Annotated in this window: 26 protein-coding genes; 12 read left to right on the plus strand and 14 right to left on the minus strand. The window is 69.5% G+C overall.

Annotation, left to right across the window (positions count from 1 at the left end; genetic code table 11):
• The first annotated feature begins 169 nt into the window (after positions 1-169).
• The 3 genes from LUX31_RS04270 (at position 170) to LUX31_RS04280 (ending at position 3,959) form a co-directional block, all read left to right on the plus strand.
• Positions 170-1,342 (plus strand): acyl-CoA dehydrogenase family protein, encoded by a 1,173-nt coding sequence (locus LUX31_RS04270; protein WP_235473190.1) that lies wholly within the window; start codon positions 170-172, stop codon positions 1,340-1,342.
• A gap of 15 nt (positions 1,343-1,357) precedes the next feature.
• Complete coding sequence (locus tag LUX31_RS04275; RefSeq protein ID WP_235473191.1) at positions 1,358-2,386, plus strand: acyl-CoA dehydrogenase family protein; 1,029 nt, start codon at positions 1,358-1,360, stop codon at positions 2,384-2,386.
• 97 nt (positions 2,387-2,483) lie between these two features.
• Complete coding sequence (locus tag LUX31_RS04280; protein WP_235473192.1) at positions 2,484-3,959, plus strand: aldehyde dehydrogenase family protein; 1,476 nt, start codon at positions 2,484-2,486, stop codon at positions 3,957-3,959.
• A 67-nt stretch (positions 3,960-4,026) separates the two neighbouring features.
• Here LUX31_RS04280 and LUX31_RS04285 read toward each other — a convergent pair whose 3' ends face one another.
• From LUX31_RS04285 to LUX31_RS04300, 4 genes are read right to left on the minus strand one after another with little or no spacing between them, the layout of a single operon-like run.
• Positions 4,027-4,365, minus strand: coding sequence for a hypothetical protein (locus LUX31_RS04285; RefSeq protein ID WP_235473193.1), 339 nt, complete (start codon positions 4,363-4,365; stop codon positions 4,027-4,029).
• 56 nt (positions 4,366-4,421) lie between these two features.
• Positions 4,422-4,634: a hypothetical protein gene (locus LUX31_RS04290; RefSeq protein WP_235473194.1), complete on the minus strand. Its 213-nt coding sequence runs from the start codon at positions 4,632-4,634 to the stop codon at positions 4,422-4,424.
• A complete protein-coding gene (locus LUX31_RS04295; protein ID WP_235473195.1) occupies positions 4,631-5,320 on the minus strand; it encodes a TetR/AcrR family transcriptional regulator in 690 nt (229 codons plus the stop codon). The genes LUX31_RS04290 and LUX31_RS04295 overlap by 4 nt, the downstream gene beginning before the upstream one ends.
• Complete coding sequence (locus LUX31_RS04300) at positions 5,307-6,539, minus strand: CaiB/BaiF CoA transferase family protein (protein WP_235473196.1); 1,233 nt, start codon at positions 6,537-6,539, stop codon at positions 5,307-5,309. The genes LUX31_RS04295 and LUX31_RS04300 overlap by 14 nt, the downstream gene beginning before the upstream one ends.
• A gap of 202 nt (positions 6,540-6,741) precedes the next feature.
• On the opposite strand from LUX31_RS04300, the gene LUX31_RS04305 reads away from it, so the two are divergent.
• Positions 6,742-7,551 (plus strand): FadR/GntR family transcriptional regulator, encoded by an 810-nt coding sequence (locus tag LUX31_RS04305; protein WP_235473197.1) that lies wholly within the window; start codon positions 6,742-6,744, stop codon positions 7,549-7,551.
• Between the two features lie 21 nt (positions 7,552-7,572).
• On the opposite strand, the gene LUX31_RS04310 is transcribed toward LUX31_RS04305, so the two are convergent.
• The 3 genes from LUX31_RS04310 to LUX31_RS04320 all read right to left on the minus strand — a co-directional run bounded on the left by LUX31_RS04310 (position 7,573) and on the right by LUX31_RS04320 (position 10,615).
• Positions 7,573-8,790, minus strand: a complete 1,218-nt coding sequence (locus tag LUX31_RS04310; RefSeq protein ID WP_235473198.1) for a cytochrome P450 — start codon at positions 8,788-8,790, stop codon at positions 7,573-7,575.
• Positions 8,791-8,916: 126 nt separating this feature from the next.
• Positions 8,917-9,735, minus strand: coding sequence for an NAD(P)-dependent oxidoreductase (locus tag LUX31_RS04315; RefSeq protein WP_235473199.1), 819 nt, complete (start codon positions 9,733-9,735; stop codon positions 8,917-8,919).
• 16 nt (positions 9,736-9,751) lie between these two features.
• Positions 9,752-10,615 carry a mycofactocin-coupled SDR family oxidoreductase gene (locus LUX31_RS04320; RefSeq protein WP_235473200.1) on the minus strand — a complete coding sequence of 288 codons (864 nt, stop codon included), beginning with the start codon at positions 10,613-10,615 and terminating at the stop codon, positions 9,752-9,754.
• Positions 10,616-10,867: 252 nt separating this feature from the next.
• Here LUX31_RS04320 and LUX31_RS04325 point away from each other — a divergent pair, with 252 nt between their 5' ends.
• Positions 10,868-11,059, plus strand: a complete 192-nt coding sequence (locus LUX31_RS04325) for a ferredoxin (protein WP_235473201.1) — start codon at positions 10,868-10,870, stop codon at positions 11,057-11,059.
• Positions 11,060-11,159: 100 nt separating this feature from the next.
• Here the strand turns inward: LUX31_RS04325 and LUX31_RS04330 are convergent, their stop codons facing one another.
• The 3 genes from LUX31_RS04330 to LUX31_RS04340 form a co-directional block, all read right to left on the minus strand.
• The gene (locus LUX31_RS04330) at positions 11,160-12,524 is read right to left on the minus strand and encodes an NtaA/DmoA family FMN-dependent monooxygenase (RefSeq protein ID WP_235473202.1); all 1,365 of its coding nucleotides are present in this window, start codon (positions 12,522-12,524) and stop codon (positions 11,160-11,162) included.
• Between the two features lie 64 nt (positions 12,525-12,588).
• The gene (locus LUX31_RS04335) at positions 12,589-13,104 is read right to left on the minus strand and encodes a flavin reductase family protein (protein WP_235473203.1); all 516 of its coding nucleotides are present in this window, start codon (positions 13,102-13,104) and stop codon (positions 12,589-12,591) included.
• A 159-nt stretch (positions 13,105-13,263) separates the two neighbouring features.
• Positions 13,264-14,178 (minus strand): LysR family transcriptional regulator, encoded by a 915-nt coding sequence (locus tag LUX31_RS04340; RefSeq protein WP_235473204.1) that lies wholly within the window; start codon positions 14,176-14,178, stop codon positions 13,264-13,266.
• Between the two features lie 291 nt (positions 14,179-14,469).
• Between LUX31_RS04340 and LUX31_RS04345 the strand changes: the two genes are divergently transcribed.
• The 3 genes from LUX31_RS04345 (at position 14,470) to LUX31_RS04355 (ending at position 17,381) form a co-directional block, all read left to right on the plus strand.
• On the plus strand, positions 14,470-15,594 hold the full coding sequence (locus LUX31_RS04345) for a M24 family metallopeptidase (protein ID WP_235473205.1): 1,125 nt from the start codon (positions 14,470-14,472) through the stop codon (positions 15,592-15,594).
• 125 nt (positions 15,595-15,719) lie between these two features.
• Positions 15,720-16,298 carry a cysteine hydrolase family protein gene (locus LUX31_RS04350; RefSeq protein ID WP_235473206.1) on the plus strand — a complete coding sequence of 193 codons (579 nt, stop codon included), beginning with the start codon at positions 15,720-15,722 and terminating at the stop codon, positions 16,296-16,298.
• 129 nt (positions 16,299-16,427) lie between these two features.
• Entirely contained in the window at positions 16,428-17,381 is a 954-nt protein-coding gene (locus tag LUX31_RS04355; protein ID WP_235473207.1) for a zinc-binding dehydrogenase, read from the plus strand.
• A gap of 289 nt (positions 17,382-17,670) precedes the next feature.
• Here the strand turns inward: LUX31_RS04355 and LUX31_RS04360 are convergent, their stop codons facing one another.
• Together LUX31_RS04360 and LUX31_RS04365 are read right to left on the minus strand one after the other, a co-directional pair.
• Complete coding sequence (locus LUX31_RS04360; RefSeq protein ID WP_235473208.1) at positions 17,671-19,323, minus strand: bifunctional 3-(3-hydroxy-phenyl)propionate/3-hydroxycinnamic acid hydroxylase; 1,653 nt, start codon at positions 19,321-19,323, stop codon at positions 17,671-17,673.
• 157 nt (positions 19,324-19,480) lie between these two features.
• Positions 19,481-20,260, minus strand: coding sequence for an enoyl-CoA hydratase/isomerase family protein (locus tag LUX31_RS04365; protein ID WP_235473209.1), 780 nt, complete (start codon positions 20,258-20,260; stop codon positions 19,481-19,483).
• Positions 20,261-20,584: 324 nt separating this feature from the next.
• Here LUX31_RS04365 and LUX31_RS04370 point away from each other — a divergent pair, with 324 nt between their 5' ends.
• From LUX31_RS04370 to LUX31_RS04385, 4 genes are all read left to right on the plus strand, one after another.
• Positions 20,585-21,394 (plus strand): enoyl-CoA hydratase/isomerase family protein, encoded by an 810-nt coding sequence (locus LUX31_RS04370; RefSeq protein WP_235473210.1) that lies wholly within the window; start codon positions 20,585-20,587, stop codon positions 21,392-21,394.
• Between the two features lies 1 nt (position 21,395).
• Entirely contained in the window at positions 21,396-21,818 is a 423-nt protein-coding gene (locus LUX31_RS04375; RefSeq protein WP_235473211.1) for a Zn-ribbon domain-containing OB-fold protein, read from the plus strand.
• A 68-nt stretch (positions 21,819-21,886) separates the two neighbouring features.
• Positions 21,887-22,810, plus strand: coding sequence for an SDR family NAD(P)-dependent oxidoreductase (locus LUX31_RS04380; RefSeq protein WP_235473212.1), 924 nt, complete (start codon positions 21,887-21,889; stop codon positions 22,808-22,810).
• Positions 22,811-22,882: 72 nt separating this feature from the next.
• On the plus strand, positions 22,883-23,713 hold the full coding sequence (locus LUX31_RS04385; RefSeq protein WP_235473213.1) for a mycofactocin-coupled SDR family oxidoreductase: 831 nt from the start codon (positions 22,883-22,885) through the stop codon (positions 23,711-23,713).
• Between the two features lie 119 nt (positions 23,714-23,832).
• Here the strand turns inward: LUX31_RS04385 and LUX31_RS04390 are convergent, their stop codons facing one another.
• Both LUX31_RS04390 and LUX31_RS04395 read right to left on the minus strand, forming a co-directional pair.
• Complete coding sequence (locus LUX31_RS04390; protein WP_235473214.1) at positions 23,833-24,978, minus strand: acetyl-CoA acetyltransferase; 1,146 nt, start codon at positions 24,976-24,978, stop codon at positions 23,833-23,835.
• A gap of 197 nt (positions 24,979-25,175) precedes the next feature.
• Positions 25,176-26,756, minus strand: coding sequence for a class I adenylate-forming enzyme family protein (locus LUX31_RS04395; RefSeq protein WP_235473215.1), 1,581 nt, complete (start codon positions 26,754-26,756; stop codon positions 25,176-25,178).
• Positions 26,757-26,831 lie beyond the last annotated feature (75 nt).

The following is a 26,831-nucleotide window of genomic DNA, read 5'->3' on the forward strand; positions in this document are numbered from 1 at the left end:
ACTGTCAGAAACAATTGTTTATGACAACCTCGTCACCTTCCAAATCCCACCCTTCCTCGCTGTTCACATGACCATTCATGAAGACGCATGATGGAGACGGTCAGTTCACTTCTGACTCTCACCGCTACTTACGGGCGACCCTCGTGACCGTCTCCCCGAAAGGCCGCCGATGGATCTGAACTTCACCGCGGAACAGCTTGAGTTCCGCGACCAGGTACGCACCTGGCTGGAAGAGAACCGGCCCCCCGGGCTCCGGCCCGCGGATGCCCAGGGCATCCGCGAGTACGACCTCGCCTGGCAGCGCACCCAGTGGGAAGGAGGCTGGGCGGGCATCACCTGGCCCTCCGAGTACGGCGGACGCGGCTCCACCCTGGCCGAACAGCTCATCTGGTACGAGGAGTACGCCGCGCACGGACTGCCCTCGATCGACGCCTGCTTCGTCGGGCTCAGCCACGCGGGGCCCACGCTCATCACCCGCGCCACCCCGGAGCAGAAGAGCTTCCACCTGCCGAAGATCCTGCGGGGCGAAGTGGTGTGGTGCCAGGGCTTCTCCGAGCCGGAGGCGGGCTCCGACCTCGCCTCGCTGCGCACGAGGGCGGAGATCGACGGCGACGAACTCGTCGTCACCGGGCAGAAGGTGTGGACCAGCTTCGCCGCCTCGGCCGACTACCAGGAACTCCTGGTGCGCACCGACGCGTCGGGCACCAAGCACCAGGGCATCACCTGGGTCGTCTGCGACATGCGCAGCCCCGGCATCGAGGTCCGCCCGATCCGCACCATGGACGGCGGAGCCGAGTTCTGCGAGGTCTTCTACGACGAGGTGCGCGTCCCCCTCGCCAACGTGGTCGGCGGCCTCGGCAACGGCTGGAGCGTCGCGATGTCCACCCTCGCCTTCGAACGCGGCACCGCCTTCACCGCCTCCCAGGTCCATCTGGCACGGATCGTCGAGGATCTCATCGACCACGCACGCGACCACGTGGGCCCCGACCGCCGCCGCCCCGCCATCGCCGACGACGAGACGGCCCGACGGCTGGCGCGGGCCCGTGCCGACGTCGCGGCGCTGCGGGCGATGACGTACGCGGGCATCTGCCGCAGCATGCAGTCCGACACCCCGGGCCCCAAGGGCTCGATGCTCAAACTGCACTACTCGAACCTCTACAAGGACGTCGCCGCGCTGGCGATGGACATCGTCGGCCCCGAGGCGCTGCGCCGCGGCGCACGGCACCACGGACACGACTGGGTCGGCAACTACCTGTTCGCCTTCTCCAGCTCCATCGGCGGCGGTACGTCCGAGATCCAGCGGAACATCATCGGGGACCGGGTCCTCGGTCTGCCCAGGTGAAAGGGGAGAACCACCATGGACCTTCTGCCTTCCGAGGAACAGCTCGAACTCCTCGGCCTGGCCCGTGAGTTCCTCACCGGCCAACATCCGATACCGACGCTGCGGGCACGCGTCGACGAACCCTGTGCGGTCGACCGCGAGCAGTGGGCGGCGGGCGGTGAGATCGGCCTGCTGACGCTCGGTCTCGACGTGGACCACGGAGGTTCGGGGCGCCCGCTGGAGGACGAGGCACTTCTCTTCCGGGAGCTGGGCCGCCAACTCGCGCCGGGCCCCTACCTCGCCGCGACGCTCGGGGCACGCGTGGCGGCACTGTGCGGTGACGCGGACCTCGCCACCCGGATCGGATCGGGCCGCACCCTGGTGGGCCTCGCGGAACCGCGCGGCGACGGCGAGATCGGCCCGGACGGGATCAAGGGCACCTTCGACCTCGTCGACGCCGTCGACTGCGATCACCTGCTGGTCGTGACCGCCCACGGCGCCGGACTCTACGCCGCCCCGGACCCCGGGCAGACCGAGGTGATCGAGTCCATCGACCCGGGCACCCGACTCGCCGCCGCGACGCTGGAGACCACCGAGGTGTCCCAGTGGCTGCCCGCCGCCACCGAGTCGGTCCAGGCCCGTGCCATGGTCCTCAACGCCGCCATGCTGGCCGGGATCGCCGAGGCGAGCTGCGAGCTGGCCACCGAACACGCCAAGAACCGGGTGCAGTTCGGCAAGCCGATCGGCATCAACCAGGCCGTCAAGCACGCCTGCGTCGACATGGCCGTACGGTCGGAGGCCGCCGTGGTGCAGACGCTGTTCGCCGCGGTCAGCGTCGGCTCGGCGCGCCCGGACGCCCGCTTCCAGTTGCTGGCCGCGAAGTCCGTCGCGGGCCGCGCGGCCATCGCCAACGGCGCGGTGTGCATCCAACTGCACGGCGGCATGGGCTTCACCGACGAGCACGACACGCACCTCTACCTCAAGCGTGCCCACGTACTGCACCACCTGCTCGCCGAGCCGACCGACGTACTGGCCGAACTGCTCGCCCAAGGGGCGGCCCAGTGACCGGCGGCGGACTCACGAACCGCTGACCCAGCGACACACGGACACCCCCTACATCACGACACCACGACACCCGCGACACCCACGACGAGGAGATGCGATGTCCATGCCCACATATCGGCTCTACATCGACGGCGCCTGGCAGGACAGCGACGGCAGTGAGGAGCTCAAGGTCCTCAACCCGGCCACCGAGGAGGTCATCGGTCTCGTCCCGCAAGCCACCCGGACCGATGTGGTCCGCGCCGTCGAAGCCGCCCGGCGCGCCTTCGACCGGGGGCCGTGGCCGACCATGTCCGTCAAGGAACGCTCCAGGGTGTTGCTCCGCATGGCCGAGGTCATGGACCGCAGGCGGAACGAGATCATCGAGCTGAACATGCGCGAGGCGGGATCGGTACGGTGGCTGGCCGAGAGCATCCAGGCCGGCATCCCGATCGACCACTTCCGCGACATGGCCGAGCGGGCCATGCTCGGCTTCGCGTGGGAGCGCCCGATGATGCCCACGATCGTCCCGGGCGCGGGCATCGGGCAGGGTGTGATCCGCCGCGAGCCGTTCGGGGTGGCCGCGTTGATCTCCGCCTACAACTTCCCCTTCTTCCTCAACACCATGAAGCTGGCCCCGGCCCTGGCGGCCGGCTGCACGGTGGTGCTCAAGCCCGCGCCCACCACCCCGCTGGAGGCGTTCCTCTTCGCCGAGATCGCCGAGGAGGCCGGGCTGCCCCCGGGCGTGCTCAACGTGGTCACCGGCGATGTGGAGGCGGGCCGGGAGCTGACCACCCACCCGATGGTCGACCTGATCAGCTTCACCGGTTCGGACGTCGTCGGCCGGCACGTCTACACCCAGGCGGCGCCCTCGCTCAAGAAGGTCGTGCTGGAACTCGGCGGCAAGTCCGCCAACATCATCTGTGCCGATGCGGACCTGCGGCGGGCCGTCGTCGACGTGATCATGGGCATCACGATGCACGCCGGCCAGGGCTGCGCGCTCCTCACCCGCACCCTGGTGCACGAGAGCCGCAAGGACGAACTCATCCAGATGGTCACGGCCGCGCTGGACGGGATCCGGGTCGGCGACCCCTTCGACCCCAAGACCGGGATGGGCCCGCTGATCAGCGCCGCGCAGCGGGAGAAGGTCGAGTCCCTGATCCGGACCGGGGCCGAGGAGGGCGCCCGGCTCGCCTACGGAGGCGGCCGGCCCGTCGGTCTGGACAAGGGCTTCTTCGTCGAGCCGACCCTCTTCGTCGACGTGGACAACTCCATGACGATCGCCCGGAAGGAGTTCTTCGGTCCGGTCGGCGTCGTCATCCCGTTCCAGGACGACGACGAGGCCGTCCGGATCGCCAACGACAGCGACTTCGGCCTGAGCGGCGGGGTCTGGGCGAAGGACCCCGTACACGCCTACGAGATCGCCAAGCGCATCCGCACCGGGACCGTCGCGGTCAACGGCGGCGGCGGTGCCGTGACCCCGCACGCCGCCTTCGGCGGCTACAAGCAGAGTGGCCTGGGCCGCGAATGGGGTGAGGCCGGTCTGGACGAGTACCTCCAGACCAAGACCATCACCTGGAGCGCCATGCAGGGCTGACGGGGGGCCGAACCGCCGTCTCTCTGCCGGCCACCGCTCTGCGGGGGCCGGCAGAGAGACGGGAGTGTCAGTAGGTCTTGAGGACCAGCCCGTCGACCGCCTTGCCGAACTCCTCGTAGTCGTTGGCGAGGGCCTTGTTCACGTTGATCAGGGCGAGTTCCTGGTTGTCGGCGACGTATCCGCGCAGTTCGTCCTGGTGACCGGCGAACGCGGCGCGGTGGTCGCCGGCTGCGGCGGCGAGCTCTCCGGCCAGGACATAGCCGCCGCCGACGGCGACGGTCACGCTCTGCCCCGACGCGGGTGACGGGCCGAACGCGGCGGCGCCGACCAGGGCCACGCGGCCCTGGGACCAGCTCTCCATGTGAATCTGGTCCATCGTCTGGAAGCCGAAGACCAGGCGGCGCACGGTGGAGTGGAGTCCGTCGGCGCCGATGACCAGGTCGAAGGCGCGCGGGGCACCGTTTATAAGGTGACGTGGACCGTGTCCTCGTCCTGCCGGATGCCGGTGACAGCGTTGTCGAACAGGTACTCCACGGAGTCGGCCGTCGTCTGGTGGAGTACGGCGACCAGTTCGTCGCGCATGATCTCGACGTCGGGGCTGTCGATGGTTCCGCCGGTCGCGGTCCCCTCGGTGGTGCGGAAGGTCTCGTTGTTTGGCCGGTCTTCCATCGTCATACCGCGCAGGCCCGCACGTCGATCGCCTGACCGCCGCGCCTCAGGGCGGGTGCCAGTTCGGCCACGGTGACGTCGAAGCCGTATCGGTGCAGCCAGTGGGCGGCCGTGATGCCGGCGCCGGAGACGAGGACGCTGGTGTTGTTCTTGGCCGCGGTGGGGGAATCGCTCGAGTACTGCTCCTTCGAGGTGATGTGCTGGTGCGCCTTCACGGGTTCACGGGCCCGTGAGGTGAGAGCCGTGCCGCTTCGGTCGCGGAGGATCCGGTTGAACAGCACGGCCTGGCTCAGCTCGTTGAGCCAGGACAGGTCCACGTCCGAGCGGAGTTCCCCTCTGCCGCGCGCTCTGTCGAGAACGCCCTCCCCTACAGCGTCGAGGGGCCACGCGAGTCGGCGCTCGACGGCCTCACGCAGCGCGGCGTCCCGGCGGCCCGCGTCGGTCAGGGTGCGCAGGACGGCCGCGTCCCGGACGAGCCACGTCGTCACCTCGCCCAGGACGTACAGGACGTCGCCCCGGAAGCTCTGCCGGTCGAACTCCCTGAGGAAGAAGCCGACCCGCCGGCGGACCGCCTCGGCGATCAGCTCGCTCTTGCCGGACCAGCGGCGGTACAGCGTCGCCTTGGAGACACCGGCCCGGGCCGCGAGGGCGTCGAAGGTGAATTCGTCGACGCCTGTCTCAGCTGACCGCACCCGCGATCTTCAGCTTGATCAACTGCTCGTCGTTCCGGCCGAGTTCACGCAGGATCTCGTCGGTGTGCTCGGCGAACTGCGGGGCGCGGGTCAGTTCGACGCCCCTCTCGTCGAACTGGACCGGGTTGGTGACCAGCTCGCGCTCGATCCCCTCGGCGTCCACCACCGTCGCGATCATGTCGTTGGCGCGGAGCGCGGCGTCGTTGGCGACGTCCCACGGACCCTGCACCGGCGCCCACTGCCCCTCGCCCGCCGACAGTGCCTCCACCCACGCCTCGTACGGGCGTGACGCCATGATCTCGGCGACGAACTCCGCGGCCTCGGCCGCGTTGGCCATCAGCTTCTCCGCACTGTCGAAGCGCTCGTCCGCGGCCAGCTCCGGGCGGCCCGCGATCCGGCAGAACTCCGGCCAGTACCGGCCCGGTTGCAGCATGCACAGCATCAGCCACCGTCCGTCCGCGGTCTTGTAAGCGCCCACCAGCGGGTTGGTCGGGGCGCCGTGCCTGGTCGGGGGCCGGGACGGCGGCGGGCCGCCGATCATGAGGGCCTGGTTGACCGAGTACTGGGTGGCCCAGGCACCGACGCCCAGCAGCGAGACGTCCAGCACGGACGTACGGCCGGTCGTCCTCCGTCCGTACAGCGCGGCGGCGATACCGCCGGCGATGGTCATCCCGCCGATGGAGTCGCCGTACGCGCCGGAGGGCATCTCGATCAGCCGGTCGGCGTCGGGCGGGGTGACTCCGGCGGCGCTCCCGCCGCGGGACCAGTAGGCCGTGGAGTCGTATCCGCCCTTCGAGGCGTCAGGGCCGCGACTGCCGAAGCCACTGCCCCGCACATAGATGATGTCCGGATTGACGGCGCGGATGTCGTCCAGTTCGATGCCCAGTCGCTTGCGGGCCCCGGGAAGGAAGTTGGTCAGGAAGACGTCGCTGGTGCGGGCGAGTTCGTAGAGGACCTCGATGGCCTCCGGCTTCTCCAGGGCCAGGCCGATACTGCGCTTGCCCCGGTTCGGGCCCTCCATGATCGGGTGGAAGGTGGTGCCCCCCGAGATCGCGTCCAGACCCATCACCTTGACCAGCCCGCGCTGAGCGTCACCGGTCTCCGCATGCTCGACCTTGATCACGTCCGCGCCCCAGTCCGCCAGGACCGCACCCGCCGCGGGAACGAAGGTGAACTGAGCGACCTCCAAGACGCGCACACCCTCCATGGGCCTGTCCATCCATGCCTCCTCGGTCCGTTTCTCTGTGTCAATAGCATTGTCTTGACACGCAATTGAAATAGCTTACTGTTTTAAGTGTGACGAGCAACACCTCGGTGAAATACGGAGATCCGAGAGTTGGTCCGAGGCACTGGCCGGTGCCATGCTCGACGGAACGCCGGGTCGGCAGGAAAGCGCTGACTGCTTTACAGGAGGAGGAGCAGTGCCCGTACCGCGATCCCAGCGGAGCGACCGAGGCGGCAAGGAGGGCAACGGCAACCGGCGGGTCTTCGAGACCGTGGCGGACGAGATCCGCGGAATGATCGCGAACGGCCAGTTGCCCGTCGGCCAGGCCCTGCCGTCGGAGAGCGCGTTGATGGAGGCCTTCCAGGTCGCGCGCCCCACCATGCGCGAGGTGCTGCGGATCCTGGAGTCCGACGGACTGGTGGAGGTGCGCCGGGGCGTCAACGGCGGCCCGGTGGTCAGCAGCATGCCGCTCGCCCCGGTGGCCCGGCTGGTCGGCGTACATCTCCAGGCACGCGGCGTCACCCTCCACGACCTGAAGGACGCGCAGTCCGTCATCGAGCCGGGCGCGGCCCGGCTCGCCTCGCGGGCGCGGAACGCGGAGGACATCTCCCAACTGCGCGAACTGGTGGCCGAGGTGGAATCCTGCACGAACATCGAGGAGTTCGGCGCGCTCGCCGCACGATTCCACCTCATGATCATGAAGGTGTCCGGGAACACCACGCTGGCCATGATCGGCGAACTGCTCTCCACCCTGCTCCCCGATTCGTACGTGGCATCGCTCAAGGGCACCCGGGACGGCGTCGTCCGCGCGGTCATCAGGTCCGCGGCGGTGTGGTACTCCCAGCTGGTCGACGCCATCGAAGCGGGCGACGGCGACGCCGCCGAGCAGCTGTGGGCCCGCCATCAGCACATGGCCCGGTTCCAGGGCGGGGACGCGATCTCCGGCCGCCCGGAGCTGTACCGGCTCTACCCGCCGGCCGACCGCCCGGCCCTCGTCCGCGAGTAGCCGGGCCGTCGCGGCCTCCGGTCAGACGTCCCACACCAGCGGCAGTTTGTCGATGCCCAGCTGCTGGCCGTGCTCGCGCACCACCGCGCCCTCGGCGAGTCGGTAGTCGGGGATGGCACGGTGCCATTCGTCCATGGCCACCCGCAGCTCACGACGGGCCAGATGGGCGCCGAGGCAGCGGTGCGGGCCACTGCCGAAGCCGATGTGCGGGTTGGGCGAGCGGTCTATGACGACCTGCTCGCCGTCCGGGAAGACCGCGCTGTCCCGGGTGGCGGAGTTGACCGGGAGCAGCACCATGTCGCCCTTCTTGAACGGGCAGCCGTGGAAGTCCACGTCCTGGGTGACCAGACGGCCGGGCATCACGATCGCGTAGGCCCGCAGGAACTCCTCGATCGCCAGCGGGACCACCTCCGGCTCGGTGGCCACCCGGTGGCGGTCCTCGGGGTGGGTGGCGAGGTGGTGGAAGGAGTAGCCCAGCGTCTGGGTCACCGTGTCCAGGCCGGCCATGAACATGAGCAGGCAGAAGGAGAGCAACTGCTCCTCGGAGACCGGCTTTCCGTCGATCTGCCAGGTGAGGGCATCGCTGAGGATGTCGGCGCGGGGCTTCTTGCGGCGCTCGGCGATCAGGGCGCCGAAGTAGCCCATCACCTCGCCCATCCCCCGCATCTGGACGTCCTGCCGGGTCTCCCCCGCCCCGCCCAGCTGCTGCTCGGCTCCCGGGTGCAGGATCATGTTCTCCCAGGTCAGGAAGGTGTCCAGGTCCTCGGTGGGCAGTCCGAACAGCTCCAGGAAGATGGTGGTCGGGTACTGCTGGGCGAAGTCGCGGACGAATTCGCATTCCCCGCGGTCCTTGAGCCCTTCCACGAGCTCGACGCAACGGCGGCGCACGTTCTCCTCCATCGCGGCCACCCGGCCCGGCGAGAAGTACGGACCGAGCAGCCGGCGCCAGGCCGTGTGCTCCGGCGGGTCCAGCATCTCGGGGATCCACAGGTAGGCCGGGTCCGGCTCGTTGACGACCATCGCGCGGTTGGAGAAGAGGTCGGGGCTCTGGAACGCCTCCAGGATCAGCTCGTGCTTGGTGAGCACCCAGTAGCCGTGCTCGCCGTGGTCACTGCGGAGCACCGGGGCCTGGGCCCGCATCCGGTCGTAGTCCCGCACGATCTCGTTGACCGGCCGATCGGCCTCGGCGAAGTCGAAGTGGACCACAGGGCATTTGCCCGCGTTCTTGGTGTCGGTCACTGGTTCTCCTGAAAGGGTGTGATTCCGATTCCCCGGGCCGACGCTGGAGGCGGTGGCGGGTTCGGAGGGGCGTGCCTGAGATGGTGAGACCGGCGTGTCGCTCCAGGGGCGCCGAGGGGGGCTCGGTCACCGGCCGTCGTCGGGGGCGGCCAGCGGGAGAGGGCCACGGGAGACGACGTCGAAGAGCCAGCCGGACGGGACGCCGAGTTCACGCGTGACGGCTCGGCAGGCGGTGACGTCCTTGGCGACGAAGGGGGCGACCTCGGCGCCGAACGCGGTGATGCCTCCGCGCACCGCGGCGTACTCGCTCATTCGGCTGCCACCGCTGGAGAACGCCAGGACATCGAGGAGCGACCGCTGGCCGATACCGAGAGTGTCCGCCAACTCCCCTGCCGCTGCGAGCAGTTGGGCATTGGCCGCGAAGAGCAGGTTGTTCACGAGCTTCGCCTTCAGCGCGGTGCCCAGGTCTCCGGTGCGCAGGACCGGGTCGGCGTAGGCGGACACGGCGCCCGCGACCTGCTTCACCGGTTCCGTGCCGCCGCCGAGCAGGACGGTGAGCCGGCCGGCCCGGATGTCCTCGGGGGTGCCGCTGACCGGGGCGTCGACCACCTCCACCGCGCGTGTCCGGCCCCGTTCCGCGAGCCGTTCGAGCGTGGTGGGGGCACCCGTCACATGCGAGGCGAGCACGGCGCCCCGGGGCAGCGCGTCCAGGATCGCCGGGGCGAGTTCCGTCAGTTGCTCGTCCGAGAAGAGACAGACGAGCATGATCTGCGCCGAGGCGGCGGCCTCGCGCACGTCCTCGACCGCGGTGACGCCCGCCGCGGTCAGTTCCTTCCTGGCTTCCTCCCGGCGCGCGTGCACGACGACCTGGTGACCGGCCGCCGCGAGGCGGTCGACCATGGGCCGCCCCATCCGCCCCGCGCCGGTGAATCCGATGGTTGTCACCTCGCGCCCCGCCGGGTCAGAAGGTGGGCTGCTGGGGCCGGTTGCGCACATAGCCGCCCGCATCCACGCGCATCTGCATCCCGGTGACGTACCGCGACTCGTCCGAGACCAGGAAGAGCACCGCCTGCGCGATGTCCTCCGGCTCCACGAAGGGCACGCCCATCGCGGTCATCGCCGGGAACGCGGGCAGGGCGTCCTCACGGGAGGGGTTCTCCAGGTCGGGCCGGAAGATCCGGTACATCACGTCGCTGTTGAGCATGTTGGTGTTGCAGTTGGTCGGGTGCACCGCGTTGGCCCGGATCTTCCGCGGGGCGACCACGATCGCCAGGTCGTTGACGAACTGCGCGACAAACCGTTTGGCCAGGGTGTAGCCCATGCCGCCGGGCCCTGTCTGCGGGCTGTCCGCCGCCCCGGGCAGCAGCGCGGCGAGGCTTCCGGTGGCGACGATCGAGGCACCCTCGCCCAGGTGCGGCAGCGCGGCCTGCACGGCGTGCACCACACCGTTGAAGTCGACCGCCATCGCGTCCAGGTAGGCCTGCGGGTCGTCGACGCCCATCGGGCAGATGCCCGCCTGGGCGACCACCGCGTCCAGTCGGCCGCCGAGTTCGGCGACCCCCGCGTCCAGTGCCTCCCGCAGCTGCCCCGCGTCCCGGACGTCGGCGGTGCGGTAGGCCATCCTGCGGCCCGCCTTCTCCACCAGCCGGGCGGTCTCCTGAAGATCCTCGGCGGTGGCAAGAGCGTAGGTGTTCGTCGCTATGTCCGCGCAGAGGTCCACTCCGATGATGTCTGCGCCCTCGGCGGCGAGCGCCAGCGCGTGCGCCCGCCCCTGCCCTCGAGCGGCTCCTGTGATGAAAACAACCTTGTCGGCAACGCGGCCCATGCCGGACTCCCTTCGCGGGGATTCTTCGATGCTTCGATCTAAACAGCTAGCTATATTCATGGGAAGTCTTGTGCAGGAAGTCTTGCGAAGTCATCCCGGACAGACGGACCATGAGAGCGCGGCATGCGACGCACAGCGGGATCAATCCACTGGCTGTTTGCCCAACGCCCAGGCCGCGGCCGGCATCCGCCGTACCGCCACCCCTGCCCGCGCCGCCACCGCCTTCACCGTGACCGAGACCCAGGAGCTGGAATGAAGATCACCGTCGATCAGAACAAGTGCTCGGGGCACGCCCGTTGCAACGCCACGGCGCCCGAACTCTTCGACATCGACGACTCGGGGTACGTCGCCTTCGCCTCCCGTGAGGTGCCCGCCGGAGCCGAGCGGCAGGCCCGCGCCGGCGCCCAGGACTGCCCGGAACGGGCGATCACGCTGGAGGACTGAGGGTCAGTCACCACCCCGCCCCGCACGGGACGGAAACCCTCCCCGGGGAACCGTCCCGGTGCCGGGCCACGCGGCCTGGCGACCGGAACGGCAGTGGGCACTACGCCTGGTCCGCGCCCCGGGACACCCGTGACCCGAGGCCGAGACGGTCGCGGACGGTGCGGGGCGTGGCGTCGACCTCGGGGACGAGCCCGCGCTTGCGGAGCTCCGGGACCACGTAGCGCCCGAAGTCCTGGAAACTGCCGGGACTGTCGTTCTGCGCGATCGCGAAGCCGTCGCAGGCGTACCCGTGGAACCACTCGGCCATCTCGTCGGCGACCTGTCCCGGATCGCCGACGAACTGGTGGCCGCCGGTCCGGCCGGCGAAGAAGTTGCCGAGGTCGGCCGGGGTGGGCTTGCGGCCGTACGCCTTCTCGGTGCCGGCCAGCAGGTTCTGCATGACGGCCTTCGAGCCGGTGACGCGGTCGAGCAGGTCGTCCGGGAACGGCTCGTCCTTCGGGAAGGCGGAGAGGTCCACGTCGGCCAGCTCGGCGAGCTGGATGAGCCCCTCGACAGGGTCGCCCAGGCTCTCCAGGTACGCCTTCTTCTCGCGGGCGACCTGCTCCGTCGGTCCCACGACGACCTGGGCACACGGCAGGATGCGGGCGGGCGGGGCCGTCCGGCCCGCCTCGGCGGCGACGTCGTGCTGGGCCGCGTAGCTCTTCTTGGCACCCTCCAGTTCGGTCGAGGCGGCGAAGATGAGGTCGGCCCAGCGTCCCGCGAACTGCCGGCCACGGCCGGACTGCCCGGCCTGCAGCAGGACCGGCCAGCCCTGCGGGGGGCGGGGCACCGTCAGCGGGCCCTGCGAGGACAGGTACTTCCCCCGGTAGTCGAGCTGGTGGACCTTGTCCGGGTCGGCGAAGATCCCGGTCTCACGGTCGAGTTGGATCGCGTCCTTCTCCCAGCTCTCCCACAGGCCGGTCACGATCTCCAGGAACTCGTCGGCGCGGTCGTAACGTTGGTCGTGCTCGAGCACCTCGCCGACGCCGAAGTTCGCGGCCTCCTCGGCGTTGAGCGAGGTGACGATGTTCCAGACGGCACGGCCCTTGGAGACGTGGTCCAGCGTCGCGAAGGCGCGGGCGACGTGGTACGGGTTGTAGTAGGTCGTCGAGTACGTCGCACCCAGACCTATGCGGCTCGTGTTGGCCGCCACCAGGGTGAGGATGGTCAGCAGGTCCAGCTTGATGACACGGGAGCCGCGCCGCACCGCCTCGCGCACCGAGCCGCCGTAGGCCGCGGGCGCGGCCAGCCGGTCGTCGAAGAAGATCAGGTCGAATCCGCCCCGTTCCACCTCGCGCCCCAGGTTGATGTAGTAGTCCGCATCGAGCACGTGCGGGTCACTGCCGGAGTGCATCCACGCTCCGACACCGGTCTGGGTGACCGAGGCCTGGGTGAACGCCGCGAGGAGCATGGTGTCTTTGCGCATGGGTTTCCTGTTCCTGACGTGATGCGGGACGAGATGAGGTGGGGAACGCAGAGGGTCGGGGCGGCTATGCGGCCGGGACGTGCGTACCGAAGGTGCGGAGGTGGTAGGTGAGAGGCCACAACGTGGCGTCGCTCTCGGCCTCGAGGACGAGCCCGAGTGCGAGCTCGTGGTCGCCCGCCGAGATCAGGGACGTGGTCGCGCAGGCGACCCAGCCCGCGGTACCGGACAGCCGCGGGACGCCGTGGTCGGCCGACCAGTCGATACCGGCGAACTTGTCGCGGCCCTTACGCCCGAACACGTCCGCGAACGCGCTCTGATCCGCACTCAGGACATTGACGCCGAAGCGGCCGGTGTTCCGGACTATTTCCAGCAACTGAGAATTTCGGTTGAGCGAGACGAGCACCATCGGTGGCGACATGGAAAGGGACATGAATGCGGTGACCGTCGTTCCGTGCGGCCCGTCACCGTCAATTGCCGTTACCACGGCAACAGATGCAGCGACCCTTGCCATGGTCTCGCGGAATCGTCCGTCCAGAGCGGCGACGTTCGTCTCAATCTTCTCGTAAGAAACCTGGCTCATGCATCCGACGTTAACGGCGGTACTGATAAGTGAAAAGTGCAAAATACGGCGGCATACGTGCACGGCGTGCATGGCTGCGCGGCCCGAACCCGCGGCGGGTCGCCCCTCGGGGCCCCGTTCCGGCTCGCGCTCCAGCCCGGCCCGCCGGTCCCCGTGCCCTCAGTCCGAGTACGCCTGGATCCGGTCGAACTCCTCGCCCAGCACCCCTACGAGCGCTGAACCGGCAGCCGAGAGCGGGCCCCTGGAGTGGGAGACGACGGCCCAGTTCCACGGCTGGAGCATGCCGCGGGTGTCCAGCGAGAGCATGACCATCTCGGACTCGGGACGCATCTGCCGTACGGTCGGGGTCCCTATCAGCAGGAAGTCCGACGCGCAGACCAGGGCCGTCAGGACGTGGTAGTCGTCGACCTCCACCGACGGCCGCTGCAGCCCCAGGGCGTGGAAGCCCTCGGGACCGAGACGGTCCCGCGTGAAGGACGCGCAGGCCACCGGGTAGCGGGAGAGGTCCTGGAGGGGCGAGGACACCTCCGTGAGCGGATGGCCGGCCCGGACGAAGATCTCCGTCGATCCCGTCTCGGACCAGGTGGGGTGGAGCCGGAACCCGTACGCCGAGGAGAAGTGGTCGGAGCCCGCGGGTGCCCCTCCGACGAAGAAGTCGATCTCGCCCCGGCTGAGCAGCGACCGAAGGCTGGCATTCGAACCGGTGCGGATCTGGAAGTTCGCCTTCATGTTCGCGAGGCGGGGAAGCACGCGGGGCAGGATGCAGGCCGTCATGACCGGCCCCGCACCGAAACGGACAGTGGAGTTCTGCCCGGTGGCGACGGCGACAAGGCGTTCGTCGGCACGCCGCGCGCTCCACAGGACCTCCTCCGCCGCCGCGATGAAGACCGTCCCCTCCGGGGTGAGCTTGGCGCCGTTCTTGCTGCGCTCGAACAGCCTGAGTCCGTACTTCTTCTCCAGGGACTGAATGCTGCGGGTCAGGGCCGACTGCGACATGGGAATTGTTTTTGCCGCAGCCGACAGACTGCCCTCGCGGGCCACGGTTACAGCATGAGAAAGCTTGTCCAGATCCATTGGTTCATCGCACCTCGTCCCGGAGGTCGCCTATGCATGGCATGCATATGTACTGGTAAATCTTGCGCTTCATCCTGTGCGACACCGCCGGTATGGTCAATCCCATGACCGGTGCCGCTCACGAAACCGTGTCGGGCAGGAGCGCCGCCGACCTGCGGGAGGGTCCGACGGCCGCACGCGATCACGCTGGGCACCCACGCGTATCGAACCGGATCTGACACCTTCGTAACCTTGCGGCGCCGAGTCGCACCTATCGAGCACCACCAACCCTACTGGCAGCGAGGAGTCGCAATGCGCATCAGTATGGAGGAAATCGCCCACCGTCGATCCAGGGCCCAGGCGATCCTGGAAGAACGCGGGCTGGACGCGATGGTCGTACGCGGGGCGACACAGAGCCCCGAGATGATTTATCTGACGGGTGCGTGGATGCCGTCGCACGACACGTACTATCTGCTCTCCCGCGAGGGCGTCAACGAACTGGTCGTACGGGGGTTCCGGCCGAGCTCGACGGAGCAGATCGCGGGTGGCTCGCTCGAAGTGGTCCATGAGCAGCCCGGCAGGACCCCCGTGCCGACACGCGTGGTCGACTGGCTGGCCGCCCAAGGGGCCCGGCGGGTCGGCGTCAGTGTGGGAGATGGCGACACGGCCCCCTGGGTCACCGCTCTCGGTGAGGCCGGCTCGGGGATCGAGACCCACTCGGTGCTGCACGACGTGCAGGCCCTGCGTTACGTCAAGAGCAAGGAAGAGCTGGAGATTCTCAGGACCAGCGCCCAACTGGCCGACGAGGTCTGGGAGAAGGCCGCCGAATTCGTCCGGGTGGGCCGCTCGCCCCGGCAGATCCTCGGCGACATCCAGCACTATCTCGTCAGCCACGGCTGCGACGCGCCGCTCGACGCGTACTACGGCTCGCTCGTCGTCATCCTCTTCCCGACCCCGCTGCTCAACTGGTACCGGATGTCCGAGCCGTTGGCGGAGGGGGACATCTTCAGCCTGGAGATCTCGCCCCGGATCCAGGGGTACTACTCCCAGCTGACCGGTGCGATATCCATCGGTCAGGCCGACCCGGAGATCCAGCGTTCCCACGACTCGATCGTCAAGGCACGCCGGGCGTCTCTCGAGTACGTCCGAGCCGGGGTGGACGCCCGCACAGCGGCGAAGGCGATGACCGAATCCCTCGCGGCGGACGGGTACAGCTCCACCGACGGGAACATCGGCCATCTGCTGGGGCTCGACATCACCGAGCCGCGCGTGGGCACCGAGCCGTTCCGGTTCGAGCCCGGGATGACCCTGGTCGCGCACCCCATGCTGCGCTCCGACCATGTCGACATGATGCTCAGCGGCGAGACGTATCTCGTGACCGAGGGCGAGCCGGAGCGGCTGCAGGCGACGTCGCTCGACGGAATCAGGGAGCTCTAGCCCCGCACCGCATCGGCGAGGATCCGCGCCGCGCTCGCGGCCGATCCCGTGATGAAGCCTCTCGTTCCGCGGCGGTCGGCCCATGCCAGGCCGCTCCCGTCGCCGCATGACAAGGAGATACGTACGTGGTTACGGAGAGCCGCTCCGCCAGTCGCACCGCGCTGCTGGTGCTGCATGTACAACCCGCGATCGCCTACATGGTGGACGCGGACGTGGTCGACCGGATCGCCCACGCGATCGAGGGAGCACGCAAGGCGGGTATCCCCGTCATGTACTCCAACCTCGGCTACCGCCCGGGCTATCCGGAGCTCGACGACGCGAGCCGCGCACCGCTCGCGGCGAGCGGGCAACTGCTCCTCGGCGACTCGGACCGCGAGCACGAGAAGGTCGCCCGCCAGCCGGGTGACTACGTGTTCCGTGCGGTGCGGATCAGCGCCTTCCACGGCAGCGACCTCGACGCCGTGCTGCGCAGCCTGGACATCACCCACCTGGTCATCGCCGGTATCACGACCGGCGGCACCGTGTTCGGAACGATGAGTGAGGCGACGGACAAGGGCTTCGGCGTGACGATCCTCAGCGACGCCTGTGCCGACCCCGATCCCGGTCTGCACCCCGCCCTGCTCGAGCTGGCGAAGCAGCCGCCGCGTCTCGCGACGGTGCTGACCACGGCCGAGTGGCATCAGGAGCTGGCACTTCAGCAGTAGTTGCCCGCCGTCGGCCGGTACCGGCCGACGGCGGCGCTGCCCTCTCACACTCGTCGCCCCATCGTTGTAGTGCACGCGGCGGACGGCCGTCCCCGGAGGCAACCCGCCCGCGCAGGAAGGAATTTCCCCGTGAAGGCCTGGCAATTCACCAACACCCACGAGCCCTTGGTCCTCAATGAGGTGCCCGAGCCCACCGCCGGCCCCGACGACGTCGTCATCGACATCAAGGCGGCCGGCCTGTGCCACTCCGATGTCGGTCTGCTGGAGGACGAGGGCTGGCTGCCCATGCTGGGCCCGCGCCCGCTCACCCCCGGCCACGAGATCGCCGGAGTGATCAGTGCGGTCGGCGAGGACGTCGAGGGGTGGAAGGTCGGCGACCGCGTCGGCGTCTGCCCCAGCGAGGAGGGCGCCACCTCCCCCGGCTACACCCATGACGGCGGCTACTCCTTCAAGTGCGCGGCCAGCGCCAAGTCCCTGGTCGCGGTGCCGGAGTCGCTCAGCTTCGAGCAGGCCGCCGCCGGCACGGACGCCGGCATGACCTCGTACCACGCCGTGGTCACCGCGGGTGGGGTCAAGGAGGGCGACCGGGTCGGCATCATCGGACTCGGCGGCCTCGGGCAGATCGGCGCCCGTATCGCCGTGCTGCGCGGCTGCGAGGTCCACGTCGCCGAGCCCAACAAGCAGGTCTGGCCGCTGGGCGAGGAGATCGGCGTCACGAGGATCGTCAGCGACGTCACAGAGTTCGCCGGCGAGAACCTCGACGTGATCATCGACTTCGCGGGCTTCGGCACCACCACCGCGGGAGCCATCGAGGCGGTCCGCCCGGGCGGCACGGTCGTCCAGGTCGGCCTGGGCCGCATGGAGGCCACCATCAACACCACGGCCCTGGTCACCCGCCGGATCACCCTGATCGGCTCCCTGGGCGGCTCGGTCGAGGACATCAAGGGCGTCTACGACATGCTGGCGAGCGGCGAGCTGAACCCCACCCTCACCTCGATCACCTTCAACGAGATCCCCGAGGGCCTGGACCGCCTCTCCAAGGGCGATGTCGTCGGCCGTCTGGTCGCCACCTACGACGCCTGACAACCAGGCCGGTCTCATCCGGGACCGTGAGTGAACGGCGCTGCCGTTGGCTCACGGTCCCGGACGTGTGCGGCCACGACCGTCCCGACCGCACCGAGAGACCCCGCGGCGCAGCCGAGAAACATCAGCCGACATGGCCCGGACTCGGACCACCCAGCACGCCTCGCCACCGCGACCCCCCATCGGCCACCGACAGCGACCGACGCTGCCGTTGCCTCACGACCCAGGACACGCGCGGCCACGACCGTCCCAACCGCACCGAGGGACCCCGCGGTGCGATCGAGAAGCGTCAGCCGACACGGTCCGGACTCGGACCACCCAGTACGTCCCGCAGACCCCGCAGTGCCGCCGTGGCCCCGCTCCGGTCGCTGACGGCGGCCAGGTAGCGGTCCGGACGCAGCACGAAGAACTCGTCGTCCGGCCGGGTCGCCTGCCACTCCCGGAACGCCCCGTCCACGTCCTCGACCACCTCGGTGCCCGTGTCCGCCCGCGGCCGGCCGGCCTGGCCGCCTCCGTGCAGTGGGCGTGACTCCGAGCGCGGCCAGTCCACCTGGATCAGCCTCCCGCCGAGCGCGCGCCACCAGGCGAGTTCCTCGGGGCCGAGCAGCTCGGCCGGGTCGAACCGCACACCGACGAGGGCGAACCAGGGGCCGAGCACATCGTCCAGTTTCGCCTTCGCTCCGGAGCCGGTCTCGACGTACGGCTGCATGAACATCTTGCCCACGGGGTGGCTGCGGGGACGTGCGGGGTCGGCGGCCAGCGCTCCGGTGGCATAGCGAGGCATCGGTTTGTACTTCATCTGCAGGATGTAGTCACGGCCGCCGGGCACGCGGCTGACGGCCCGGAAGACGAGGGTGCGCAGCCGCTCGGTCAGCCTGCTCCAGGGGCTGTACATGCGGCCGATCCGGGTGGCGAAGCCCACCATCTGTGCGGCGTGGCCGCGGCGTTCGGTGTCGTACGTCTCCAGCAGCCGTTCGTCGGCCCGGCCGGAGACGACGGCCGCGAGCTTCCACGCCAGATTGGTGGCGTCGCGGATTCCCGAGTTCATCCCCTGCCCGAAGAACGGGGGTTGGAGGTGCGCGGCGTCCCCCGCCAGGAACACCCGGCCGGAGCTGAAGGTGTCGGCGATCCGCGAGTGGTGGAGGTAGACGCGGCCGCGCAGGACGGTGGGCAGCGGCGTCGAGCCGTAGAGCGGGGCGAGGAGCGCCCCGATGTTCTCCGGGCGGGTGACGCCCTCCTCGTCCTCGTCCGGCCGGAGCTTGAACTCGAAACGCCGGTGTCCGTACGGCAGCGGGATGGTGAGGACGGGGCGTACCGGATCGCAGTGGACCGCCGAGTACAGCCCCTCCATCCGGTCCTCGGCGACGTCGACGACGAGCCATCGGACGGGGGCCGTGGTGCCGGTCAGGGGCACGCCGACCTCGTGGCGTACGGTGCTCCGGCCGCCGTCCGCCCCGACCAGGTAACGCGCCCGCAGTGCGACGGGCTCGCCCTGGGCCGACTTCACGGTGGCCCGCACGCCCTCGCCGTCCTGCTCCAGGTGGACGAGTTCGTGGCCGAGGCGCACGTCGATGGTGGCGAATCGCCGCGCGCCGCGGCGGAGCGTGGCCTCGAAGAGCGGCTGCAGGAAGAGGTTCCGCCGGGGCCAGCCGAACGGGCGGCCGCTCGGACTGACGTGGGCGAGAAGGCGTCCCCACGAGGTGTAGTAGCGGATCGCCGTGTTCTGGATGACGTCATCGAGAACGTCATCCACCAGGCCCGCCGCCTGGTAGCTGCGCAGGGACTCGTCATCGATGCCGACGGCGCGGGGGAAGTCGAACACCTCGGTATCGCGGTCGACGAGGATGCACGAGACCCCGTACACCCCCAGCAGGTTCGCCAGGGTCATGCCGCACGGGCCCGCGCCGACGACGAGAACATCGGCATCGATCGATGGGGTCACTGAAGCCTGCCCAACACTAGACAATGGTGTCAGAATCAAAGTCTGGAACAGGAGGGTTCCCTTGTCTACCCTCGATGCCGTACCCGCAATTCAGGGCAGGACGTGCGGATCGCCCTGGCAACAGTAGTGAATGGTTCCGTCAGAAACCCGAGCCCCCTCAACGGATCCTGGGCTTCTGCCCGTTCTTCTCGATCCGTGGCCGCGCGTCGCCGTTGCCGACCTGTGGGTACAGCAGGCCGCTGGCGCGGGTGATGGCCGGCGGCTGGTTGACGGCCTCCCAGATCGCGCGGACGGTCCCCTGGATGGCCTCCGGACGCCGCTCGGCGATCCGACGGGCGATGCCGTCGGCCCGTTCCCAGAGTTCCTCGCGCGGTACCACCTCGGTCACGATGCCGAGTCGCAGCGCCGTCTCGGCGCCGATCCGCTCCTCGTTGCCCATCAACGCCCAGCGCAGCACGTCTCCCAGCGGAACTCCGCGCTGCAGCATGCCGACCGGCTCCAGGGAGGAGACGATGCCGCCGTTCGCGTGCGGGTCGAAGAACGTGGCGTCGTCGGAGCAGATGATGATGTCGGACTCGTTGAGGAAGTACATGGCACCGCCCGCGGCCATCCCGTGCACAGCGGCCACCACGGGCTTGAAGACGCCCTGCTGCTTCGGCCCGAGCCTGACACCGGGGTCCTCGCGGCTCCACACGTTGACGTCCTGCCACCAGGGCCCGTCCCGGACGTCCATCCCGGTGCAGAAGGCGTTGTCACCGGCCGCGCGCACCACGACGGCGTGGACGTCGTCGTCGCCGCGGACCCGCTCCCAGACCCGCTGCACCTCAAGCGTCATCTGCTCGTTGAAGGCGTTGTAGCGGTCCGGACGGTTGAGGGTGACTGTGGCGACGTTGTCGACCACCCCATACGTGATCGTCGCGTTCTCAGCGCCTGTCATCGTGCTCCTCTCGGCGACCGCGGGGCCACGAAATGGTGTCATGAATGTCAGATACTCAAGACCCTCACCATTCCACAAGGGAGGGCAAGGCACCAATAGGCCACGAATCTTTGGTGCCATTACTGTCAGAGTGCGCTATGTTCGGATCGTAGCCGGGTGCCAGCACCGGTCCACCTCGACGACATCACCGAACGCCCCAGGGAACCGGCCGTGCGCGAGGCCGCAGCCGCACGGGCTCCGCCTCCGTGCTCGCGATGCCCGCCGCCACGTCGTCCCGAGGCACCGTCAGTCCCTCATCAGCCGTACGGGCAGGAGACTTTGACCATGACAGCGCAGGCCCCTGCCGAGGAGCTGGTGCTGCACGAACTGTCCGCGGGCATCCTGCGGATCGTGCTGAACAGCCCGCAGACCGCCAACGCGATCGCCCCCGAGCAACGGGACCGCATCATCGAGCTGTTCGACCAGGCCGACACCGATCCGGAGGTGCGCGTCGTCGTCATCGCGTCGACCGGAAGGCATTTCTGCTCCGGTGCGAACGTGAGTGGCATCGGGAACAACGGTGCGGAGAAGCGGGTGGGTGACACTATGCGCCGCATCATGGGTGGAGCCCAACAGCTGATCGCCGCTGTCCTGGACTGCGGCAAACCCGTGATCGCCGCTGTGCAGGGGCCGGCGGCCGGACTGGGAGCCCACCTGGCGTTCGCGTGCGATCTGGTCGTCGCTGCCGAGTCGGCGGCATTCATCGAGGCGTTCGTCCTGCGTGGACTGGTCGTCGATGCCGGCGGGGCTTATCTGCTGCCCCGCAGGATCGGTCTGCAGAAGGCGAAGGAGCTGGCCTTCCTCGGAGACAGGCTTCCTGCCGAGGAGGCGCTCGCACTCGGCCTGGTGAACCGCGTCGTCCCTGCAGAACAACTCCGGCCGACCGTCGACGAGTTCGCTCAGCGGCTGGCCGCCGCGCCCACCAGCGCCATCGCCCTGACCAAGAAGCTCTTCAACCGTTCCCTCGACGCCGACAGGGACGAGTCGTTCCTGTTGGAGGGGATGGCGCAGGAGATGCAGTCCCACGCACACGACTCGTCCGAGGGCGTCGCGGCGTTCATGGAGCGCCGCGCTCCGCGCTTCAAGGGATGGTGACATGACCACGATGAGAAGCGATCTGCCGACCGTCGAAGGAGAAGCGGCCCACTACTGGACGGCGGCCAGGGACGGCGTCCTCCTGCTCGTCCGCTGCGACTCGTGCGGTCACGTGCACCACTACCCGAGGCCGTTCTGCCCGAAGTGCTGGAGCGAGGACCTCACGGACCAGCCGGCCAGCGGCCGAGCGACCCTCTACACGTACTCCACGGTGTTCGTGAACGACCTGCCCCCGTTCAAGGAACGCCTTCCCTACGTCGCGGCGGTCGTCGACCTCGCCGAGGGACCCCGCCTCATGACCACGATCGTCGGCTGCCCGCCGGACGAGCTCTCGATCGGTATGTCGCTGGTCGCCGAGTTCACCGAGGTGACCGACGACGTGACGGCCGTCGCCTTCCGTCCGGACCCGCGGTCCGGAGACTGACGGAACAAGAAGGTCCGGCCCCTTTCCGTCACCACGCATCCCCGTTCAAGAGCTCAAGGAGCACATGCATGTCCCGTCTGCTCGAAGGAAAGGTGGCCGTCGTCACCGGCGCGGGCCACGGCATCGGTCGTGGCCACGCGCTGGAACTGGCCCGGCACGGCGCCACCGTCATCGTCAACGACCTCGGCACCTCGGTCAGCGGCGAAGGCAGCGGCCGCGACGCCGAGAAGGTCGTGGAGATCATCAAGGGACGCGGCGGCCACGCCGTCGCCAACTTCGCGGACGTGGGCGACGAGCAGCAGGCCACCGAGCTGGTCGAGCAGGCCCACGACGAGTTCGGGAAGCTGGACATCCTGGTGAACAACGCCGGCATCGTCCGCGACCGCGCCATCTGGAACATGTCGGCCCAGGACTTCGACCTCGTCATGCGGGTGCACGTCCGGGGCACCTGGCTCACCTGCCACGCCGCGGCACAGCACTGGCGGACCCGGGCGAAGGCCGGCGACGGCAAGGTCTACGGCCGCATCATCAACACCACCTCCGGCGCCGGTCTCCTCGGCAACTTCGGCCAGTCGAACTACGCCGCGGCCAAGGCCGCGATCGTGGGGCTCTCCTTGACCCTCAATCTCGAACTGAGCGGCATCGGTGTCACGACCAACGTGATCGGCCCCGGTGGTACGACCCGGATCTCGGCCGCCCTGCCCGGTCATGCGGCACCGCTCGAGCCGGACGAGCGTCCCGAGGACGAGTTCGACCCCAAGGACCCGTCGCTGTGCTCCCCCGTCGTCGCCTGGCTGGCGAGCGAGGAGGCCGCGCACGTCAGCGGCCAGGTGATCCGTGCCATGGGTGAGCACATCCACCTGATGGAGGGCTGGACCGAGGCACGGACCGTCAGCAACGGCGGGAAGCGCTGGGACGCCTCCAAGTTGGGTCCGGTCATGGCCACCGACGTGTTCCGGACCCGGGCCGCCGGCCTTCGCCTCCCCGGCTGAGCATCCCCGAGAGCGTGTGACGCCGGCGACGCGAGGGCGGAAACGACAGGCCGACAACCGAAGGGAAGACAGATGGGCTCACTCGAAGGGAAAGTCGCGTTCATCACCGGGGTCGCGCGTGGTCAGGGGCAGCGCCACGCGGTCCGCCTCGCGAACGAGGGCGCCGACATCATCGGGATCGACCTCTGCGGCCAGGTGGAGTCGGTCGCCTACCCCATGGCCACGAGTGCCGACCTGGCCAGGACGGTCGAGCTGGTCGAGGCCACGGGGCGCCGCATCGTCGCACGCCAGGGCGATGTGCGCGACGTGGCTTCGGTCCAGAAGGTGCTGCAGGAGGGGCTGTCCGAGCTCGGCAGACTCGACATCGTGCTGGCGAACGCCGGGATCATGCCGATGGCCGGGGACGAGGCCAAGAGCGCCGCGGCCTGGCACGACGCGATCGACATCATGCTGTCCGGCGTATTCCACACCCTCGACGCAACGATTCCCGTCCTGCGGGAGCAGGGCCAGGGCGGGTCGATCGTCATCACGAGCTCCGTCGCGGGACTGAAGAGCATGATCATGGACATGGACGCATACACACCCGGGATGGCGGGCTACCACGCGGCGAAGCACGGAGTCGTCGGTCTCATGAGGATGTACGCCCGAGCACTCGGGCGCGAGCAGATCCGCGTGAACACCGTGCACCCCACCGGCGTGCTGACCCCGATGATCGACAACGAGGCCTTCGCGGCATTCAGTGAGCAGCACCCGACCGCCGTGCAGGCCAATACGAACGCCATGGGGATCCACGTCGTCGAGGTCGACGACGTCTCCAGCGCCGTCGTGTACCTCGCCTCCGACGCCGGCCGATACGTCACGGGTGTCTGCCTCCCCGTCGACGCGGGCGTGATGTTGCAGTGAGGCTCGCCGGCGAAGGAGCACGGCGCCGGCCTTGAGGCGGAGGCGGCGCAACCCGGATGGGCTGCGCCGCATTCCCGGGCCTGATGCCGACGGGCACCGGCCCGGATCCCGTCGACGCCTCAGTCCACGCCGAGGATCATCGTGCCGCTGGAGCAGAACCACCCTCCGGTCCCGCTGACGCACGCGAGTTTCGCGTCGGGAACCTGGCGGGGCCCGCTCTCGCCCCTCAGCTGCCGGACGGCCTCGACGATCAGGAACAGGCCGCGCTGTCCCGGATGGCAGGCCGAGAGCCCGCCGCCGTCGGTGTTCGTCGGCAGAGCACCCCCCAGCCGCAGCGCGCCACTCTCCACGAAGGGCCCGGCCTCCCCCTTCTTGCAGAACCCGAGGTCCTCCAGGGTGACAAGGAGCATGTAGGTGAAGGCGTCGTAGAGCTCGCAGACATCGATGTCCTCGGGCTGGACACCTGCCCGCTCGAACGCGAGCCGACCGGAGACCGCGGCCGGCCCGGTGGTGAAGTCGGGCCACTGGCTCATGGCGAGGTGGCTGAGGCTCTCACCGGTGCCGAGAATCCGCACGGGGGCCTTCGGGAGATCGGGGATGCGGTCCTCGGCCACGATCACGGCGGCGGCGCCGCCGTCGGAGCGGATGCAGCAGTGCAGCTTGGTGAACGGGTCCGCGATCATCGGCCCGGACAACACGTCCTCGACGGTGATCGGATCGCGGTAGTACGCCTCTGGATTGTCCCTGGCGTTGTGACGCGCCGACACGGCGATCTCGGCCAGTTGCTCGATCGTCGTGCCGTACTCGTGCATGTGGCGGCGGGCCGCCATCGCGTACTTGGAGATCAGGGTGTGCCCGTAGGGCGCGTCCCACTGATGCGGGCCCCGGGTCCCCCAACTCAGGCTGGCGGTACGCCTCTTCTGGCGGATGTCGGCGCGGGCCGTCGAGCCGTACGTCAGCAGTACGACGTCGGCGTGCCCGGCGGCGATGGCGTCGGCGGCGTGCGCCGCCATCACCTCCCAGGTCGAGCCGCCCACGGCGGTCGAGTCGAACCACCGTGGCCGCAGGCCGAGATACTCCGCCACGTCGACGGGGGCGAGTGCGCCGAGTCCGGTGGAACAGAAGCCGTCGATGTCGGAAGGCGTCAGGCCGGCGTCGGCCAGGGCTCGCCTGCTGGCCTGCGCGGTCAGCGCATAGGGCGAGAGGTCGTCGACACGTCCCAAGTCGGACAGGGCCACACCCGCGATGACAGCGCGCCGGGTCATCGGGGGGCTCCGTGCTCGTGCGGTGCGTTCCTGCGGGTGTTCACGGTGACACTCCCTCGCTGTTCCTGGTCTTGGATCCCAAGGTGACATTAACGTCAGATTAGATGCTTGGGAAGGCCCTGTCCGGCAGTGCGGCAAAACCACTCGGGTGACGGTCACGTCGGAAAGCGCATATGCGAGGGGCGTTCACCCTGCGGTCAGGCGAGCGGGCGGCCGGCCCCAGGTCCCGCCTTCGTCAACTGCTCGGCCAGGGCCGCCTTCACGACCTTTCCCATGGCGTTGCGCGGCAGCTCGTCGACGATCTCGAGCTGCTCGGGAAGCTTTCGCCGGTTGAGCCCGCGCGCCAGCAGGTGCGCGCACACGCCATCCAGTGTCGGCGGGGCCGAGGAGTTCTCGGGCACCACCACCGCGCAGACCCGCTCGCCGGTCGCCGGGTCGCGCAGTCCGACGACCGTCGAATCCCGCAGCCCCGGGTAGGTGACCAACTCGTCCTCCACCTCCCGTGCGGAGATGTTCTCCATGTTCCGGATGATCACGTCCTTGATCCGTCCCGTGATCGTGAGGCAGCCCTGCTCGTCGAGGAACGCGAGGTCGCCCGTGCGGAACCAGCCGTCGCTGTCGAACGCCTCCGCGTCGAGCGCGGAGTCCACGTAGCCCACCATCAACTGCGGTGCCTTCAACCACAGTTCGCCGCGCTCCCCCGTCCCGGCGAGGCCGCCGTCCGGGCGGACGATACGCGCCCGCGCCCCCGGCCCCGGCCGGCCTTCCGTCGTGGCCATCGTGCGGTCGTCGGCGAGCGGGCTCCCCCAGGCGAAGAACGGACACTCGGTGAGCCCGTAGCCCGAGGCGATGCCCCTGCCGCCGAGCACCTCGCGGGTCTCCTGGTGCAGTGACTCCGGCCGCGGCGCCCCGCCGATGAGGAACGCCTTGAGATGCGGGAAGAGCCTCCTCGTCGGGTCCTTGCGCTGCTCCCGCAGAAACGCCTGCACGAACGGGGTGCCGTTGCCGCCGTAGGTCACGCCCTCCTCGCTCAGCAGCCGTGCGGTGGCGGCGGGCTCGAAGGCGTCGGTGAGGATCAGCCCGGCCCCGGACATCAGCGCGGACAGGACGTGCAGGACGCCGCCCACGTGCGCGATCGGGGCGAGGGCGGCGATCCGGTCGTCCGGCCCCGGGCCGACGTGACGGCAGTAGGTGGTGGCGGCCGCGACCAGACCGGCGTCGGTGTGTCGCGCGCCCTTGGGGTCCGAGGTGGTGCCGGACGTGTAGAAGACCCAGCGCGCGGGTGGGCCGACCGGCTCGGGTGGCAGCCCGGCCGGGTCCGCCTCGGGCAGCGTCCCGTCGGTGACCAGGATCTCGAGTGCCGGCAGGCGGCCGGCGACGGTACGGGCCATCGCCCCGTGGCCGTGGCCGCGGAACTCCTCGGGCACGATGAGCAGTTCGGCGCCCACCTGGCGGCAGATGAACTCCACTTCGCGCTCACGCAACATCATGACCATGGGGTTCTGCACCGCGCCGAGCCGCGACAGCGCGAACGTGAGCACCATCGTCTCGATCCGGCTCGGCAACTGCCAGGACACCACGGTGCCCTCGCGGACGCCACGGGCGGCGAACCCGGCCGCGGTCCGTTCGACCGCGTCGCGGAACCCGGCGAAGGTCATCCGGCGGCGGCGCTCGTCGACGACGAGGAGGCCGTCGGGGGTCGCCCGGGCCCGGGCGGCCACCAGGTCCCACAGGCGGTCGGCGGTCAGGTGGGGGCCGGTGGTGTCTGCCAGGGTCACTGCGTCACTTCCTTGGGGAGATCGGCCGGTCGGAGGCCGCACGGATGACACCGGGCCGGGTGGCCGGTGCGTCGG

The sequence above is a fragment of the Streptomyces sp. GQFP genome (genome assembly GCF_021545335.1).
GTDB lineage: Bacteria > Actinomycetota > Actinomycetes > Streptomycetales > Streptomycetaceae > Streptomyces.